Raw genomic sequence first — 15,891 nt, forward strand, 5'->3', positions numbered from 1 at the left:
CGTCTCGTTCTTCAGGCGCCGTAGCTGCGCATTGTCTGGCGGTTGGTCTTGACCGCGCCGGCGGGATCGGCGGCGGCCGTTTCGGATTCCTCTTCGAGCACCAGCCAGCCGTTGAAATGCGGCGCGGTGTTCGCGATCTCGATAACCTTCGGCGTGTCACAGACGCCCTTGCCCAGCATCGCCCAGGTGCCGTCGGCGTCGACGTCCTTCAGATGGATGTAGCGGATGCGGTCGCGGTAGGTGCGCAGCGTGTCGGCCATGTCCTTGTGGCCGCGCAATATGTGGCCGGTATCCGGCACCCAGCCGACCAGGTCGGGGTCGAGCAAGGCAAAGATCCTGTCGTAATCGGCGCGGTCGAACAGCAGCGTGTTGTGGTGCGAGCTCGGATGCACTGCCACCTGGACACCGGCCCTACGGCCGAGCTCACCGGCTCTGTTGTAAACCTCGGCGGCGATGGCGAACTTGTCGTCGCGCGGCCCGTCGGACACCACGGTTGCCGACCCCATCGACACCAGCGCACCGGGAAAGGCGGAAGCGAAATCGATCCAGCGCTGCGCCGCCTCGAGATCGGCGTCGATCTGATCCTTGAGCGTAAACCCGCTGTTCGAGCCGAAGGCAAAGGAGACCAGCGTCAGGCCGGACGACTTCAGCGCGGCGGCGAATTCCGTCGGCCGGTCGGCGTACCGGCCGATCATGGCGTCGGTGATCTCGATGCCGGAATAGCCGCCATCGGCGATGGCCTTCAACAGATCGTCGGGGCCGCCGGCAAAACGGTCGCCGAGCATTTCCCAGGTAAAGGTCTGGCAGCCGACTTTGAGGTCTTTCACGTTCATCCTTTCAATCCTTGATACCGCTTATTCCTTGATGCCACTCTGCGTCGCCGTGGGAAGAACATCCTACTTGACCGAGCCCGCGGTCATGCCGGCGAGGAAGTACCTCTGGGCAACGAGATAGATGAGCAAGAGCGGTAGCGAGCCGAGCACGCTCATCGCCATCATCTGGTTCCATTCGAAGGCGTGCTGCCCCATCAACAGCTGGATGCCGATCGGGACGGTGCGCATCGAGGTCGACTTCGTCAGCGTCAGTGCGAAGAGGAACTCGTTCCAGCACAACAGGAAGGTGTAGACCGACGTCGCCACGATACCAGGCAGTGAAATCGGGACGATCACCCGCCAGAGTGCGGTCCAGCTGCTGCCGCCGTCGACAGCCACGGCTTCATCAAGATCGCGGGGCAAGGTGTTCAGATATCCCGTCATCAGCAGGATCGCGTAGGGCAGTGTAAACACCAGGTAAGTCAGGATCAGCGCGACATAGGTATCGAAGATACCGTATGAGACGACAAGCCCGAAGAAGGGGATCAAAAGCGTGATCGGCGGTATCGTTTGCGTGCTGATGATGAGTGTGTTCAGGCTGCCCTTGCCGCGAAAGTTGAAGCGGCTGAACCCGTAGGCCGCCAGCAAGGCGATCAGCACCGTCAGCACGGTCACCGCTCCGGCCACGAAGTAGCTGTTGAAGAAGAAGCGCAGCTTTACCGGGTCGCCAAGGATGGCCGCATACGCTTCCAGCGTGAAGGCCTTGGGCAGGATGGTTGGCGGCAGGGCAAAGATTTCGGTATTCGATTTGAACGAGCTGCTCAGCATCCAGTAGATCGGAAAGGCCGCGAAGAACAGCCCCGCGGCAAGCGCGACATGCAGCGCGACGGTGATCAGCCTGTCTTTCGGCGTGTGCCTTTTCCTCATGGTGACTACCGAGCCTTTTGATAGCGGATGTAGAACAGCGTCAGGCCGAGAGAGATCAGCAGGATGACCACGGCGCTCGCCGACGCCTGCGACAGGTTGTAGCTCGAAAATGCCAGCTTGTAGGTGTAGGTGCTCAGCACCTCGGTCGAGTAGATCGGACCGCCACCCGTCGTGATCCAGATCAATGGAAAGACCTGCATGGTCCAGATGAAATCGAGCAGCGAGATGCTGATGATGATCGGCATCAGCTGCGGAATGGTGATGAAGATCAGCTTCTGGTAGGCCTTCGCTCCGTCGATGTCGGCGGCCTCGTAGAAATCCTTGGGAATGCCCTGCAAGCCTGCGAGCAGGCTGACCATGAAGAGCGGGTAGCCCGCCCAGATATTGGCAAAGGTGACGGCGTGCAGCGCGGTCTCGGGCGAGGAAAACCACTCGACCTTGGAACCGATGATGCCCAATTGCAGGAGAATACTGTTCACGACGCCGTTCGGCTCGAGCAGAAGACGCCAGATCACCGCGATGATCACCGCAGTGAACAGCCAGGGCAGTATGTAGAGCACGCGCAGAATATTGCGCAGCGTCGGATTGATGCGGTCACTGTTCAGCATGAGCGCGAAGGCCATGCCGATGGTCATGTGGAAAATGACACTCATGCATGTGAAGTAGAGCGTGTGCCACAGCGAGGCCCAGAACACGGGGTCGTCGAAGATCGCCTGGTAGTGTTTCAGTCCGGCAAAGGATGGATCACGACGCAGCACCGCGCTGTTCTGGAACGAGTAGGCAATCACCGTCACCATCGGCAGCAGCATCAGAAGCCCGATTATGAGCAGCGAGGGCGACAGATAGAGGTAGGGTGCGACCGCTCGTTTCAGCTTGTGGTGGGAGCGCTTTTGCCGGGTCATGTGCCAACCTTGGGATACGCCTTCAAGAGAAGGTAAGCTTCAAAAACAGGTCCATCTCAAATTACCGATCCGTTGTTGCCGGGTGGCCTGCCCGAAGTCAGGCCACCCGGTCGAAGATAGCAAACGGAAACAGGCCGATCAGAATTTCGCCATCCAGCCCTTCTGAGCGGCGGCGGCGGCTTGTTCCGGAGACTGCTCGCCGGCGAGCATCTTCTGGGCTTGCACGTCGAACTGGGTCATCAGGTCTTCGGCCACCGGCAGGCCCGTGAACTCATTGGCGAGATAACCGGTCTTGAAGATCTCGAAAGCCTTGCCGAAAGCCTTGTCCGAGGTCACGAAATCGGGCTTGGCGTTGACATTGCCCGGGAAGGCGTTGGCAAGCGACACGAGCTTGGCGTTCACCTTTTCGCTCATCAGATATTGGACGAGTTTCCAGGCCTCTTCCTGATGTTTCGAGGCAGCAGAGATGCCGATGCCCCAGGAGGCATAGGGAAGGCCGCGCTTGCCCGTATAGCCCTCCACGACCGGAACCGGGATAAGGTCGAAGTTCAGCTTGGGATTGCGCTTGCGGATGAGGTTCACATGCGCGAGCGAGTCGATCATCATGCCGACGCGGTCGTTGACGAATTCCTCGACCTTTTCCTGTTCGGTCTTGGTGGCGATGCCGGGCGAGATGGTGCCCGCGTCATTCAGCGACTTGACGAAGGTGAGCATGTCCACCACCGGCTTGCCCTCGAGGGCGGGCTTGCCGTCCGCCATCATCGACTGACCCGATGCCCAGACCCACGACATCATGTCGTTCTGGACGCCGGACGGTGTTTGCAGCGACAGGGGCAGCACCCAGCCATACTGGTTCTTGTCGGCGTGGGTCATCTTCTTGGCGGCTTCGAGAAACTCCGCGCGGGTCGACGGCAGCTTGGTCACGCCCGCCTGGGCGGCGAGGTCCAAATTGACGAAGACCGGATAGACGAAGGAAGCCACGGGAAACATCACCGCCTTGCCGTCTACCTTGATGATGTCGGCGACTTGGGCTTTGTCGAACTTGCTCGCATCCATCATCGGGTTCATGTCGGCGAGCGCACCCTGCGCGTTCAGATTGTTCACCCAGGCGCCGTCGAGCCCGACGACGTCGCTGAGCGTTCCGGTTGCAGCACCAACCGAGATCTGGTCTCGCGTGGTCGCATAGGGGCCGCTGACCAGCGTCACCTTGATGCCGGGATTCGCGGCCTCGAAATCGTCCATGATTTTCCGCAAGGAGCCTGCGGGCAATTCAGGCTCCCACCATTGGGTGAATTCCAGCGTCGTGTCCGCCATGGCGGCGGTTGCGCCAAGCAACCAGGCGGCCGCGGCTATTTTCAGCATCGCGGGCTTTATCCGAAACGTCATTTTTTTCTCCTCCTTCTCTAGGATCGACCGCACAATGCAGCCGATCGTCTGCTTCATTCAGAAGTCTTCTTACGCGTACTTCGCAGGCGCCTCGCTCTCGCCTGCGGGCTCTGCCACAATTCTTCAGATCGCCAGATGCGTCTCGGGATCGAAGAAATGGAGCTTGCTATCATCCAGGGCCAACCGGATTTCCGAACCGGAGCGGACTGCGCTGTCCGGTTCGAATTTCGCCACCGCATTCGACGTCAGGCCGAAATCCTGCACCGCGTCGGGGTCGCCGGAGTCCACCCGGACCGCGTCGATGTTCAGATGGACGATATGTTCCGACCCGAGTTCTTCGATCGAGGTCACCTTTGCCGGTATCGTCTGATACTTGCGGCCGGATTCGAGGCCGCTGTCATAGAGGTGCTCCGGCCGGATCCCGAACACGACCTTGCGCCCCGCATACGACCTCAAACCCGGCCTGCGCACAAAGGCTGCATCCTGCAGCCGGATGGTGAAGGCGCCGGCCACAAGCTCGTCGCCCGTCAGGGTCGCCTCGAAAAGGTTCATCGAGGGAGAACCGATGAAGCCGGCAACGAAGGCGTTCACCGGCGATTCATAGAGCCTCTTGGGTGTGTCGACCTGCTGCAGCACGCCGCCTTTCAGCACCGCGACCCTGTCGCCCATCGTCATCGCTTCGGTCTGATCGTGGGTCACGTAAATAGTCGTCACGCCGAGCTGCTTTTGCAGGCTGGTGATTTCGGCGCGCATCTGGACACGCAGTTTCGCGTCCAGATTGGAAAGCGGTTCGTCCATGAGAAAGGCGGCCGGCTCGCGCACCATGGCGCGGCCCATGGCAACGCGTTGACGCTGTCCGCCGGAAAGGTTGGCGGGTTTGCTGTCCAGCAGCGACGTCAGCTGAAGGGTCTTGGCGATCTCGTCCACGCGCTTCTTGCGTTCGGCCTTCGGCTTGCCTGCCAGCCGCATCGAAAAGGCGATGTTTTCGAACACCGTCATATGCGGGTAGAGCGCATAGCTCTGGAAGACCATCGCGATGTCGCGATCCTTGGGCGGCATGTCGACGACGTCGGTACCGCCGATCCGAAGGCTGCCGCTTGTGATGTCCTCCAGTCCCGCGATCATTCGCAACGCGGTGGATTTGCCGCAGCCGGACGGCCCGACGAGAATCAAGAACTCGCCGTCCTCGACCGACAGGTTCAATTGGTCGATTGCGCGAAAATTGTTCCCGTAGGTCTTGCAGATATTCTCAAGAACGACTTCTGCCATATTCCTCCCTCCACAAGTCTAAGCCACTGATTTTTATTATCCTTCTTGGCTTATTTTCACCTGTGAAAATGTTTCCTCGGATCGTTTCAGGCTATGTTCCGGTATCAAGTTGCGCATATCTGAGTTCGACTGCCGACGGCGCGTTCGCCGATGCCAGCAGTTCCGTGACCTGGTCATTCGTCGGAAGCGCCTCGCGCCCGCCGCGCCCCGTTATCGAAAGGGCCGCCGCCGCGGCAGCGAATGCCACCCGGCCTGCGGTGTCGGCGCCGCGCGTCAATGCATGGGCATAGGCGCCGTGAAAGCAGTCACCGGCGCCGGTCGAGTCGACGACCGCAACCCGGTGTGGCGGCAGGTGCCAGAGCCGTGTCTCTTCACGCCCGCGATAGTACACGCCCCTGCCGCCATCGGTCAGAACGACGGCGGATCGCGACGGCGACCACAATGCATCGAGCATCTCGGCGGGCAATCGGCAGCCCGTAGCGGTCCGCGCAAAGCCGAGGGGAAGAATGAGGTGGTCGCAGAGCGCGATCAGCCTCTCGGTGGCTGGGCCGCCGCTCCATTCGATATCGCCGAGGATCGCAAGGCCGAGGTCGCGAGCCCGAGCCACGACATCCAGCGAGCGGATCGCGTAACTGTCGACGATCAGGACGGTCGCGCGGCTGAGGACCTCGCCCGAGAAATCCGGCGTGGTGCCCAGCATCGCGTCGTCGTCATAGGCGATGAACCGCTCTCCGTCCGAGCCGACCGTGATGCGTGAGCGCACCGGGCGCGCGTCGGCGTGGCGCGGCGCGAATGCGGTTTCAACACCGCTCTCAATGAGATCACACAGCACGGCGTCGTCCGCGGCATTGCCCAGCCATCCGACGAACCCGGCGCTTCCGCCGAGCCGCGCGACGGCGGCAAGGGCCGTCGCGACATTTCCCCCGAAAGCCCGGGCACTTTGCCGAACCTTCCCCTTGCCCGCCGACAACGGCTGATCGACATAGACGATGTCGTCGATCGCAATAGCGCCGAAGCCGAGGATTGAGGGGACGGCGGGCATCGTTCAGGCCCCCGCTTTCGCCAGCGCGTCTTCTGCCGACAGGCCGTCATGGATGACGCCGCGAAAGGCAAGCGCGGCCTTCTGAGGATCACCATGCCCCCAGAGATTGCGGCCCACCACGGCACCGCGCGCGCCAGCACGGATGGCGTCCGCCGTCTGCTGAAGCGCGCCGAGCAGCGTATCGGTCTTCGGACCACCGGCGATGACGACCGGCACCGGGCAAGTCCGGACGGTCTCCTGGAACGACTCGAAATCGCCCGTGTAGCCGATCTTGATCACGTCGACGCCGGACTCGTAGCCGATGCGCGCCGCATAGGCGATCTCGTCGGGGGTGAAGACGATTTTTGGCCCGTCGGTGAAATCGCGAGGGTAGATATGCGCCACCACCGGCATGCCGTAGCGGGCCGCGGCATTCACCGAATCGGTCAGCCAGCGAATGTATTTGCCCTCGGTCGCGCCGCGCACCGGAATGGCCACGGCCAACGCATCGGCGCCAGCGCGTACCGCATCCTCGGGCGTTGCAATCAACTCACTGATGCGATCGTCCGGGGTGAAGCAGCCGGCCTGGATCACCAGGGAAGCCTTGCCCGCGTATTGCGGCCACAGATGGCGCGCGGTGCCAGGCTGGATGCTGACGTAGTCGGGTTTGCCCGCCATGACGCGTGCAAGCGCACCCGGCAGATCGGCAAGGCCGCCTTTGCGTACGTCGCCATAGCCGACAAAGTGGTCGACCGCGCCGCCAAAAAGGTTCCCCGATGGATGTGAGAAGAGGCGCGCCAGGCGCACCTTGGTTCCGAGGCTCATGAGTCCAAAACTCTCCAATCGATTGACTTCAAAATCCTGGACCCAGTGTTTTCGAAAGAAAGGATAAATGCAATCTTTCGAAATCTTTCGAATTCGCATATTTTTGGTAGAGTGAACCGAGGCCAGGGCGATCGCTTGGCGCATGGAGGCAAGGACAGGGCAATGTTGTCAGAGCAGAGACGCCAATCGATCCTGGGTGAAGTGCAACGCAGCGGACAGGTTCGCATCAAGGACCTGTCAGACGATTTTGGCGTGTCGGAAGTCACGGTGCGCTCCGACCTCGAGATACTGGACCGCAAGGGACTGCTGACCAAGACCCGTGGAGGGGCGGTGACCCGGACCACAGATTCGACCACGGCCGCGTTCGCCCGGCGGATGCAAACGAACCTCGATGCAAAGAAACGCATCGCCCGGGCGGCGGTAGAGCTGTTCGAGGACAACCAATCGGTCATCTTCGACGGCGGCTCGACATTGATGCAGGTTGCCATGCTGTTACCGCCGCTCAGCAATGTCGTGGTCGCAGCCACGGCGATGAATATCGTGCAGCATCTGATGCATCGGCCCGGGCTCGACGTTCACATGATCGGTGGCCGGGTCTATCCAGACACGGTGAGCACGCTGATCACCGATGCCGACACGGCTCTCGGCGGCTTGGTGGCGCATCAGGTCTTTGTTGGAGCGCATGCGATTGACTCGTCACTGGATGTGGTCGACGTGAACGAAGACATGGCGCGAACGAAGCGAAACCTCGTGCGCATGGCCCGGCGCGTTGTCCTCCTTGCGGATTCGAGCAAATGGGGCGTCAGCGGGACCTCCAAGGCATTTTCGCTGTCGAGCGTCGATGTTGTGATCACCGACGATGGCCTGTCCGACCCGATACGCAGCCAGCTTGATAGGAGCGGGGCCAAGGTGATCTATGCCTGACCCCGTCGCGGTCCCTGGCCGCGACGGAAATATCCAATGCGCGCATGACCCACGGGATTCGCATCGGCGCCCGGCCGTTTTTTCAGGTCTGTCATCTTCTCCTCCCAAGGCCGGCAGCCTCCCAATATCGCGCCAGCATTTTCGCATGTTCTATAAAAATTTTACGCGCGTCAATATTTAAAATGTTGTATAGCGCTTTTCGAAGATGATCCGTTGCCGGAGCAACGGATCCGGCAGAGCATGACGAAGTTGGGAGGTAAGGCCAAAAATGCAGGCAAAATCAAAGACGAAGCTCGGAATCGGCGTCATCGGATGCGGCAACATCTCAATGACCTACCTGCGCAATGCAGCCCTCTTTGGTGGAATCGAACTCAGCGCCTGCGCCGATATTTCCACCGACATGGCAGCGTTGCGGGCGAAGGAATATGGCATCCGGGCGCTTAGCGTCGATGCGCTGTTGGCCGACCCCGAGATCGATCTCGTCCTCAACCTGACCATTCCGGCAGCGCATTTCGACATTTCGCTTTCCGCGCTTTCGGCGGGAAAACATGTCTTCACCGAAAAGCCGCTGGCGACTTCGGCCAGCGACGGCCGCCGCCTGGTGGCGGAGGCGGCCAAGCGCGGCGTGCTGCTCGGCTCGGCGCCGGATACCTTCCTCGGTGCCGCCGGGCGCCGGGCGCGCCGCCTGATGGATGAGGGCGCCATCGGCCGCCCGGTCACCGGCACCGCCTTCATGATGGGGCGCGGCATGGAGCACTGGCACCCGAACCCGCAATTCTACTACCAGCCGGGCGGCGGCCCGGTGTTCGACATGGGCCCCTACTACCTGACCATGCTGGTCAATCTGCTCGGTCCCGTCGCGCACGTCATGGCGATGGCGACGCGCGGCCAGGAGGAACGCTTGATCACCGCCGAAGGACCGTTCAAAAACACCAGCTTCAAGGTCGGCACGCCGACCAACGTGCTGTCGCTGCTCGAATTCCGCTCGGGCGCCACCGTCACCTTCGGCGCGTCATGGGACGTCTTCAAGCACTCCAACCATCCGATCGAACTGCATGGCACGGAAGGCTCGCTGCGCCTGCCCGATCCCGACACGTTCGGCGGCACCGTGTCGCTGTCCGAACGCGGCGCCGAGTGGAAGGATTTTGCCAGCGAAGGCGAGCTCTACGGCGCCCGTAACTGGCCATACGCAGCGCCTGATCGCGCCAACTATCGCATGCTCGGCGTCGCCGATCTGGTGCGCTCGCTCCAGACAGGGGCAACGCCCCGCGCATCCGGCAATCTGGCGCTGCATGTGCTGGAAATCATGGAAGCGATCCTGCATTCGGGCGAAACCAAAAGCTCGGTCGCCATTGCTGGCGATGTCGTCCAGCCGGCGCTGCTGACCGAGGACGGGGCAAGCAGCCTGCTCGCATAGGCACGGGCATGACGGAGATGCGGATGACGCTCGATCCTGACGCTTTGCGTGTCCTCGAAATCGGCCGTGTGGCCGGTGGCGAGCCATTCGAGAACGGCAGCGTGGCGGCGGCGCGGGCCGCCTACAACGCTTCCTTCCCGACACAGCAGGGCGAGCACGAGCCGGTTGCGGCGACCTCGCAACAAGAGATCGACGGGCCGAACGGCCCGGTCACGTTCCGCATCCATCGCGGCATCGGCGCACCGCGAACCGGGGCGCGCGCCGTGCTCTATCTGCATGGCGGCGGCTGGGTCATCGGCAATCTCGATTCGCATGACGAGATCTGCCGCTGGCTCGCCAATCTGGGCAACGCCGTCGTCGTCTGCCCCGATTATCGACTGGCGCCGGAGCACAGGTTTCCGGCAGGGCTCGAGGATTGCGTGGCAGCGCTGCGCTTCATGGCGGAAAATCCCGGGGAACTGGGCATCGACCCTGCCCGCATCAGCCTTGCCGGCGACAGCGCCGGCGGCAATCTTGCCGCTGTCCTGGCGTTGCTTTCCCGTGACGGGCTGGCACCCAAGCTTGCCACCCAGATCCTGATCTATCCCAACGCCGATGCCCGCCAGATTGCGGACAGCTACCGGCGCTTCGGCGACGGCTTCGGGTTGACCGCCGCCACCATGGCCTGGTTCCGCGACCACTATGTGCGAACGCCGGACGACATCACCGACTGGCGCGTCTCGCCGCTGCTGGCCTCGAGCCTTGCCGGCGCCGCACCGGCGTTTGTCGTGATCGCCGGCCATGACATCCTTGCCGACGAAGGCACGGCCTATGCCGAGCGGCTGCGGGCCGAGGGCGTACCGCTGGTCCTGCGGCACTGGCCGGGACAGATCCACGGCTTCGTCTCGATGGGCCGCCACATTCTGGCGGCGCGGCAAGCGGTGAGCGAGGCGGCGGCCTGGCTCAAACTGCAGACGCGCGCTCAGGCTGATTGACGCATCACCAGCGTCGCGCCGAGCTTGACGTTGCGCGCCGGACCCTGGCCGGGCGGATCGGCCTCGTCGAGCAAGGCCAGCAGCATCTCGACGCTGCGGCCGGCCATGGCGGCGAAATCCTGCGCCATGGTGGTCAGCGCCGGACAGGTGTAGCGGCTCAGCGGATGATCGTCGTGGGCGGCGACACGGAAATCGCAATCGGCCCGGCGGCCGATCTTCAGCCCGCGCGAAAAAGCCGCCGCCATGACGCCGAAGGCGAGACGGTCGTTGGCGCATAGCAGCGTGCGCGCCGGCAGGCCGCCTTTTTCGAGCGTCCGCTCCATCCACTCATGGCCGATGCGCTCAAAATCCCAGTTGTAGCCGCCCGCCGCCTCAAGCACGACGGGTTCCAGGCCGGCGGCTCGCATCGTCTCGATATAGCTCTGCAGGCGTTCGCCCGAATTGTGGTTCACATGCGGAATGTCGACATAGACCGGCGGTTCGCCGGACCGGCAGAGATAGTCGACGATGGTCGACGTACTCTGGTGGTTGTCGTTGCCGACGAAAGGCGTGTCACCTTCGATGTAAGTGTCGAAATAGACGATCGGAATGTCCTCGCTCATCCGCTCGAAGACGCCGGGTTCGGAGACCAACCCGAGCGGAGCGACGATGGCGCCGGCGACCTTCAGCGACAACAGCGTCTTGACCGATTCCGCCTCCAGTGTCGGCGAACCGTGCGAGGAGATGACGATCGGCCAGAAACCCTCGTCGCGGCAGCGCAGTTCGATGCGGCTGACCATCTCGGCATAGAACGGATCGGTAATCGTCGGCACGACGATGCCGACATTGCGGGTGCGCTTGCGGTTGAGATTGCGCGCGAAAACGTTCGGCTGATAGTCCGAGGACCGAAGTGCTGCCTCGATGCGCGCCCGCGTCGCCGGCTTCACGCTCGCAGGATCGTCGAAATACTTCGACAGGGTCGGCCGTGACACGCCGGACGCCCTAGCGAAATCATCCATCGTGCGGTGGGTCTTCTCCGCCATCGATATTCCTTTGCCCGCGCCCGTCGACCTTCCCGGCCCGGCCAGAATCAGTCTTGCGGCCGTTGCCGTGAGGCAGCATTGCTTGACCGAATCTGTTCAGTCAAATTTTCGCGTTTCCACTACAACGCAAAAGAGTTGCGCGCGTCAAATTATTTATTGACGCTCTAAATGGAAACTCGGACTTGGAGCCTCGGTTACGGCTTCGGCAGCAGGACCAGCGCTCCTGTGGTGCGGCGCGATTCCAGATCGCGGTGCGCATCGGCGGCGTTGGCGAGGGTGTAACGCGTCGGCGCCTCTACGCGGACCACACCTTGCCGCAGCGCCTGGAAAAACCTGGCGACGTGTGGCGCGAGTTTTTCCGGCGTGTCGGTGTAATGGGCATAGTTGGGCCGCGAAATGGTCAGCGACTTCGAGGCGAAGCGGCCGATATCCCAATTGCCGATCGGTCCTGAAGCCTGGCCGAAGCTGACGAGATGGCCACGCACGGCAAGGGCCGCGAGCGAGCCGGCGAATGTGTCGTTGCCGACCGCGTCATAGGCAACACCGGCGCCCTTGCCCCCGGTCAGCCGCATGACCGCATCAGTGAAATTTTCACGGGAGTAGACGATGACATGGTGCGCGCCGAGACGCTCGACGACGCGGGCTTTGTCGTCGCTCGACACCGTCGCGATCACCGTCGCCCCGAGATGACGCGCCCATTGCACCAGCAACTGGCCGATGCCGCCGGCAGCCGCATGGATGAGGACGACATCGCCCGGCTTCACCGCATGGACATCGTGCAGCAGGAAACTGGCGCTGACGCCCTTGAGCAGGCCGGCAGCGGCGATCTCATCGGCAATGTCGTCCGAGAGGTGGACCAGCAGTTCAGGCGCCATGTTGCGCCGCTCACTGTAGGCGCCGACCGGCGGACAGGCATAGGCAACGCGGTCGCCGGCGGCAAAGCCCAACACCGCCGATCCAACCGCTTCGATGATGCCGGCCGCCTCCATGCCCGGCACGCCGGGCGGCTGCAGGAGGTCGAAAAAACCGGTGCGGCAATAGACGTCGATGAAATTGACGCCGATCACCGTGTGACGGATCCGCACCTCGTTCAAACCCATTGGCGGTAGTTCGATTTCCCTGAGCTGCAACTCTTCCGGTCCGCCGTAGCGCTCGACGACGATCGCCCGGGTCGTTGCGGCCTGGCCAGGCGCGGCCATTGACACGGAATGCCGTACATTCACGGATGGAGTCGGCTCGATAATTACTCGAGGCGGTCTCGTCTCGACTGGTGATCCCACGCGCCCGCGCAGCAGCAGATTGCGCACGGCCGCGAAGCCGGCCTGGTAGATACCTTCGCTGACCAGCCTGACCAGTTCGTCGCGGCGATGCGCCGGCGGGTTGAACTTGGAGCGCCATTCCCAGAAGGTGGCATTGGTGTCGGTCACCGGTTTCAGCCGCAGCGAGGCGACATAGCCCATCAGCGGCAGCGGCGCTTCGAGCAGGCAATAGCTCAGCCGCCGGTCCTTGTCGGACAACGCCAGCAATTGCTCGCGCAATTCGCCGCCATCGTTCAGCCGGAAGTGGCGCACCGCGCCAACGGCATCGACCGGCTCGCCACCCTCGATCTCGCTGAAGGCGATCGCCGGATGCCAGCGGTCATGGCCGTTGAAATCGCGCAGGATCGACCAGACCTCGTCGACCGGCGCCTCGATGATCGTGCTCTGGCAAACCTTGACCATCGGCCGGCGTCAGCGCCCGAACCGGTGTTTCAGCGCGGTCAAAGCGGTCTGGAACACGCCGTGGCCGATCTGGTGCATCAACGATGCCTCGCGGTCCGGGGCGCAGTCGAACTCCGCCTGCCATTCGGCGAGCGTCAGATTGCCGTCGGTGATCGGCGTCAGCGACAGGGTGGCGACATAGTTCTCCACCGCCATCGGGCTTTCGAGGATGGCGTAGCTGCAGGACAGGTCGTAGTCGGACAGCGCCAGAAGCCTTTCGCGGATGCGCCCGCCGTCCTTCAGCGTGAAACTTCTGATGCAGCCGATCTGGTCTGCCTGCGCATTCTGCTCGATGCGGCTCTCGGCGACGAACGGCGCCCAGCTCGGTAATGCGTTGAAGTTGCGGACGAGCTTCCACACCTCCGCTGCCGGCGCTGGAATGACCGAGGAGACATAGACCTTGGTCATTTCAGGCAACCGTCGATATCTGCAACCGCATGATCATCGCGTCAGTGATCGCGGTCGTCATCGTCGTCCTTGGCGGCCTTGCCCTTGCCCTTCTTGTCACGGGTCAGGCTGGAAATGTCCTTGGCGTCGCGCAGCACGTCGGTCATGCGGCCGAGCGAACCGCCCTCGATGCCGATCTCCTTCATCAGATTGTCGATCATCGGCGCCTGCACCCGGTAACGCAGCGCGGAGTCGATGACCTCGTCGGTGACGTTGCGGTTGCCGCCTGAGCCGCCATTGATGCCGTCGACATGCAGGATCTTGATGCCGTCGATCTTCTCCATCGGCTTGACGCTCTCGCGGATGATGCCTTCCATGTGGTCGAGCAGCTTTCCGCGCAGGCGCCCGGCCCGCGCACCTTCGGAAAGGATGTTCTCAGCCTCGTTGAGCTGGCGGTGGCCGGCGGCGTCGACCTCGTAGCGCTGAGCGGCGGCAAGGGCGTGGATCTTCTCAGATTCGGCCGAGGCTACGGCGGCAATCTTCTGCGCTTCGGCGAGGCTCTTCGCCGCCTTCATCTCGGCGTCCGCCGCGGATGTGATGCGCAGCGCCTCACGCTCAGCCTCGCGCTGCGCGCCGATCAGGTCGGTCAGCTTGCGGCGCTCGGCGATCTCGCGTTCGCGGGCGGTGAAGGCCTGTTCCTCGGCCTGGACGGCCTTGGCGCGCACGGCTTCGGAAGCCGCGATCGCGGAAGACCGCTCCTGCGTCTTCTTGGCGATGTCGATCGCTTTCTGGATTTCGGCGATCTCGATCTTCTGGTCGCGGTCGACGCCGAGCTGCCTGATGTCGCGGTCCTTGATCAGCCGCGCTTCCTCGATGCCGCGCTCGGTGGTGATGCGGGCGCGCTCGACCTCTTCGCTGGCCGAAATCTCGGCTTCCTCGAAGGCCTGGCGCTTGGCGATCTGCAGCGCTTCGAGGTGGCGTTCGCGCTCGATACGGACCTCGTCGACAACCCGCTCCTGTGCGATGCGCGCCGTCTCGGTCGCCTGGTTCTCGACGATCTCGGCGCGGCGCTTCTCCGCCTCGGCCCTGGTCACCTCCAGCGCCTTTTCGGCGAGTGCGATCTGGCGTTCCAGTTCGGCGACTTCAAGCAGCTTCTTGCGTTCGATCTCGAGCTTGCTTTGCGTGCCTTCGCGCTCGATGCGGGCCTTCTCCAGCGACAGTTCGAGCGCAATCTGCTCGCGCTCGGTCAGCTCGCGCATCTTCATTTCGGTCTCGTCGAGCGAACGGCGGCGTGCGATCTCACGGCGCTGCGTGTCTTCCTCGCTCTTGATGCGCTCCTCGGTGATGTTGCGCTCCTGGTTGAGCCGCGATTTTTCGACCGCCTCGCGCGACGAAAGCTGCGCCTGCTCCGATTCCTGGTCGCGCAGCGCCCGCTCGATGGCGAGCTCCGAACGTTGCGCGGCGCGGCGGATTTCGACTTCGCGCTCTTGTTCGAGGCGGGCATATTCGCTGTCGCGGTCGATCTCCAGCACCTTGCGCTGGGTATCGAGATTCTGGTTGCGGATGTCGACCAGCGTGCGCTGCTCGATCTCGTTGCGCATGCGGCGCCGTGTTTCGATCGATTCCGTCAGCTGCGTCAGGCCTTCGGCGTCGAAAGCGTTGGACGGATCGAAATATTCGAGGCTGGTCTGGTCGAGATCGACGATGGCGACGCTTTCAAGCTCCAGGCCGTTGGCGGCAAGCGACTCCTCGGCCAGCCTGCGCACCTTGTCGGCATAGTCGCCGCGCAATTCATGCATTTCTTCCAGCGTCATCTGGGCGGCGACGGTGCGCAGCGCGCCGGCGAACTTGCCTTCGAGCAATTCGCGCAAGCTGTCGGGCTGCAGCGTGCGGCGGCCGAGCGTCTGTGCGGCGGCGGCCACCAGTTCGCGGCTGGCGCCGACGCGCACGAAGAACTCGGCGATCAGGTCGACGCGCATGCGGTTGCGGGTGATCAGCGCCAGCCCATCCTCGCGACGCACCTCGATCCGAAGCACGTTCATGTTGACCGGGGTGATCTCGTGCAGCACCGGGATGACGAAGGCGCCGCCATTGACCACCACCTTCTCGCCCAGGAAGCCGGTGCGCACGAACGCCGTCTCCTTGGTCGAGCGGCGATAAAGCCAGCGCAAGATGTAGACGGCGATCACCACGACAACCGCGGCAATGATCAGCCACAACAGGAAAGCGCCAAAGGTCTGCGCGTCCATGATCTATCCTCCCCAA

14 protein-coding genes are annotated in these 15,891 nt (G+C 62.8%); 3 read left to right on the forward strand and 11 right to left on the reverse strand.

All coding sequences use genetic code 11. The features are described from left to right. Positions 1-11: 11 nt before the first annotated feature. From CKW40_RS05355 to CKW40_RS05385, 7 genes are all read right to left on the reverse strand, one after another. The gene (locus CKW40_RS05355) at positions 12-833 is read right to left on the reverse strand and encodes a sugar phosphate isomerase/epimerase family protein (RefSeq protein WP_095198874.1); all 822 of its coding nucleotides are present in this window, start codon (positions 831-833) and stop codon (positions 12-14) included. Positions 834-896: 63 nt separating this feature from the next. Then, positions 897-1,739, reverse strand: coding sequence for a carbohydrate ABC transporter permease (locus CKW40_RS05360; RefSeq protein WP_095198875.1), 843 nt, complete (start codon positions 1,737-1,739; stop codon positions 897-899). Between the two features lie 5 nt (positions 1,740-1,744). After that, entirely contained in the window at positions 1,745-2,641 is an 897-nt protein-coding gene (locus CKW40_RS05365) for a carbohydrate ABC transporter permease (RefSeq protein ID WP_095198876.1), read from the reverse strand. Between the two features lie 138 nt (positions 2,642-2,779). Beyond that, complete coding sequence (locus CKW40_RS05370) at positions 2,780-4,027, reverse strand: ABC transporter substrate-binding protein (RefSeq protein ID WP_095199153.1); 1,248 nt, start codon at positions 4,025-4,027, stop codon at positions 2,780-2,782. A 123-nt stretch (positions 4,028-4,150) separates the two neighbouring features. Next, on the reverse strand, positions 4,151-5,296 hold the full coding sequence (locus tag CKW40_RS05375; protein ID WP_095198877.1) for an ABC transporter ATP-binding protein: 1,146 nt from the start codon (positions 5,294-5,296) through the stop codon (positions 4,151-4,153). Positions 5,297-5,387: 91 nt separating this feature from the next. Beyond that, entirely contained in the window at positions 5,388-6,338 is a 951-nt protein-coding gene (locus CKW40_RS05380; protein WP_095198878.1) for a PfkB family carbohydrate kinase, read from the reverse strand. A 3-nt stretch (positions 6,339-6,341) separates the two neighbouring features. Then, a complete protein-coding gene (locus CKW40_RS05385) occupies positions 6,342-7,142 on the reverse strand; it encodes a beta/alpha barrel domain-containing protein (protein ID WP_095198879.1) in 801 nt (266 codons plus the stop codon). 162 nt (positions 7,143-7,304) lie between these two features. Between CKW40_RS05385 and CKW40_RS05390 the strand changes: the two genes are divergently transcribed. From CKW40_RS05390 to CKW40_RS05400, 3 genes are all read left to right on the forward strand, one after another. Beyond that, positions 7,305-8,066 carry a DeoR/GlpR family DNA-binding transcription regulator gene (locus CKW40_RS05390; protein WP_095198880.1) on the forward strand — a complete coding sequence of 254 codons (762 nt, stop codon included), beginning with the start codon at positions 7,305-7,307 and terminating at the stop codon, positions 8,064-8,066. Between the two features lie 268 nt (positions 8,067-8,334). Further along, on the forward strand, positions 8,335-9,483 hold the full coding sequence (locus CKW40_RS05395) for a Gfo/Idh/MocA family protein (RefSeq protein ID WP_095198881.1): 1,149 nt from the start codon (positions 8,335-8,337) through the stop codon (positions 9,481-9,483). A 23-nt stretch (positions 9,484-9,506) separates the two neighbouring features. Then, on the forward strand, positions 9,507-10,457 hold the full coding sequence (locus CKW40_RS05400) for an alpha/beta hydrolase (RefSeq protein WP_095199154.1): 951 nt from the start codon (positions 9,507-9,509) through the stop codon (positions 10,455-10,457). Here CKW40_RS05400 and CKW40_RS05405 read toward each other — a convergent pair. From CKW40_RS05405 to CKW40_RS05420, 4 genes are all read right to left on the reverse strand, one after another. Next, positions 10,445-11,479, reverse strand: coding sequence for a LacI family DNA-binding transcriptional regulator (locus tag CKW40_RS05405; RefSeq protein WP_095198882.1), 1,035 nt, complete (start codon positions 11,477-11,479; stop codon positions 10,445-10,447). The two genes, CKW40_RS05400 and CKW40_RS05405, sit on opposite strands and share 13 nt — an antisense overlap. Positions 11,480-11,673: 194 nt before the next feature. Then, a complete protein-coding gene (locus tag CKW40_RS05410) occupies positions 11,674-13,200 on the reverse strand; it encodes a zinc-binding dehydrogenase (RefSeq protein WP_095198883.1) in 1,527 nt (508 codons plus the stop codon). A 9-nt stretch (positions 13,201-13,209) separates the two neighbouring features. Further along, on the reverse strand, positions 13,210-13,647 hold the full coding sequence (locus CKW40_RS05415) for an SRPBCC family protein (RefSeq protein WP_095198884.1): 438 nt from the start codon (positions 13,645-13,647) through the stop codon (positions 13,210-13,212). A 41-nt stretch (positions 13,648-13,688) separates the two neighbouring features. Beyond that, complete coding sequence (locus tag CKW40_RS05420; RefSeq protein ID WP_095198885.1) at positions 13,689-15,875, reverse strand: flotillin family protein; 2,187 nt, start codon at positions 15,873-15,875, stop codon at positions 13,689-13,691. Positions 15,876-15,891 lie beyond the last annotated feature (16 nt).

Origin of the sequence: Mesorhizobium carmichaelinearum, assembly GCF_900199455.1 — a bacterium.
GTDB classification, from domain to species: domain Bacteria; phylum Pseudomonadota; class Alphaproteobacteria; order Rhizobiales; family Rhizobiaceae; genus Mesorhizobium; species Mesorhizobium carmichaelinearum.

Excerpts from the sequence above, each read along its gene's own strand:
- CKW40_RS05355 (WP_095198874.1), bottom strand. The coding sequence starts at position 833 with ATGAACGTGAAAGACCTCAAAGTCGGCTGCCAGACCTTTACCTGGGAA.
- CKW40_RS05360 (WP_095198875.1), bottom strand. The coding sequence starts at position 1,739 with ATGAGGAAAAGGCACACGCCGAAAGACAGGCTGATCACCGTCGCGCTG.
- CKW40_RS05365 (WP_095198876.1), bottom strand. The coding sequence starts at position 2,641 with ATGACCCGGCAAAAGCGCTCCCACCACAAGCTGAAACGAGCGGTCGCA.
- CKW40_RS05370 (WP_095199153.1), bottom strand. The coding sequence starts at position 4,027 with ATGACGTTTCGGATAAAGCCCGCGATGCTGAAAATAGCCGCGGCCGCC.
- CKW40_RS05375 (WP_095198877.1), bottom strand. The coding sequence starts at position 5,296 with ATGGCAGAAGTCGTTCTTGAGAATATCTGCAAGACCTACGGGAACAAT.
- CKW40_RS05380 (WP_095198878.1), bottom strand. The coding sequence starts at position 6,338 with ATGCCCGCCGTCCCCTCAATCCTCGGCTTCGGCGCTATTGCGATCGAC.
- CKW40_RS05385 (WP_095198879.1), bottom strand. The coding sequence starts at position 7,142 with ATGAGCCTCGGAACCAAGGTGCGCCTGGCGCGCCTCTTCTCACATCCA.
- CKW40_RS05390 (WP_095198880.1), top strand. The coding sequence starts at position 7,305 with ATGTTGTCAGAGCAGAGACGCCAATCGATCCTGGGTGAAGTGCAACGC.
- CKW40_RS05395 (WP_095198881.1), top strand. The coding sequence starts at position 8,335 with ATGCAGGCAAAATCAAAGACGAAGCTCGGAATCGGCGTCATCGGATGC.
- CKW40_RS05400 (WP_095199154.1), top strand. The coding sequence starts at position 9,507 with ATGACGCTCGATCCTGACGCTTTGCGTGTCCTCGAAATCGGCCGTGTG.
- CKW40_RS05405 (WP_095198882.1), bottom strand. The coding sequence starts at position 11,479 with ATGGCGGAGAAGACCCACCGCACGATGGATGATTTCGCTAGGGCGTCC.
- CKW40_RS05410 (WP_095198883.1), bottom strand. The coding sequence starts at position 13,200 with ATGGTCAAGGTTTGCCAGAGCACGATCATCGAGGCGCCGGTCGACGAG.
- CKW40_RS05415 (WP_095198884.1), bottom strand. The coding sequence starts at position 13,647 with ATGACCAAGGTCTATGTCTCCTCGGTCATTCCAGCGCCGGCAGCGGAG.
- CKW40_RS05420 (WP_095198885.1), bottom strand. The coding sequence starts at position 15,875 with ATGGACGCGCAGACCTTTGGCGCTTTCCTGTTGTGGCTGATCATTGCC.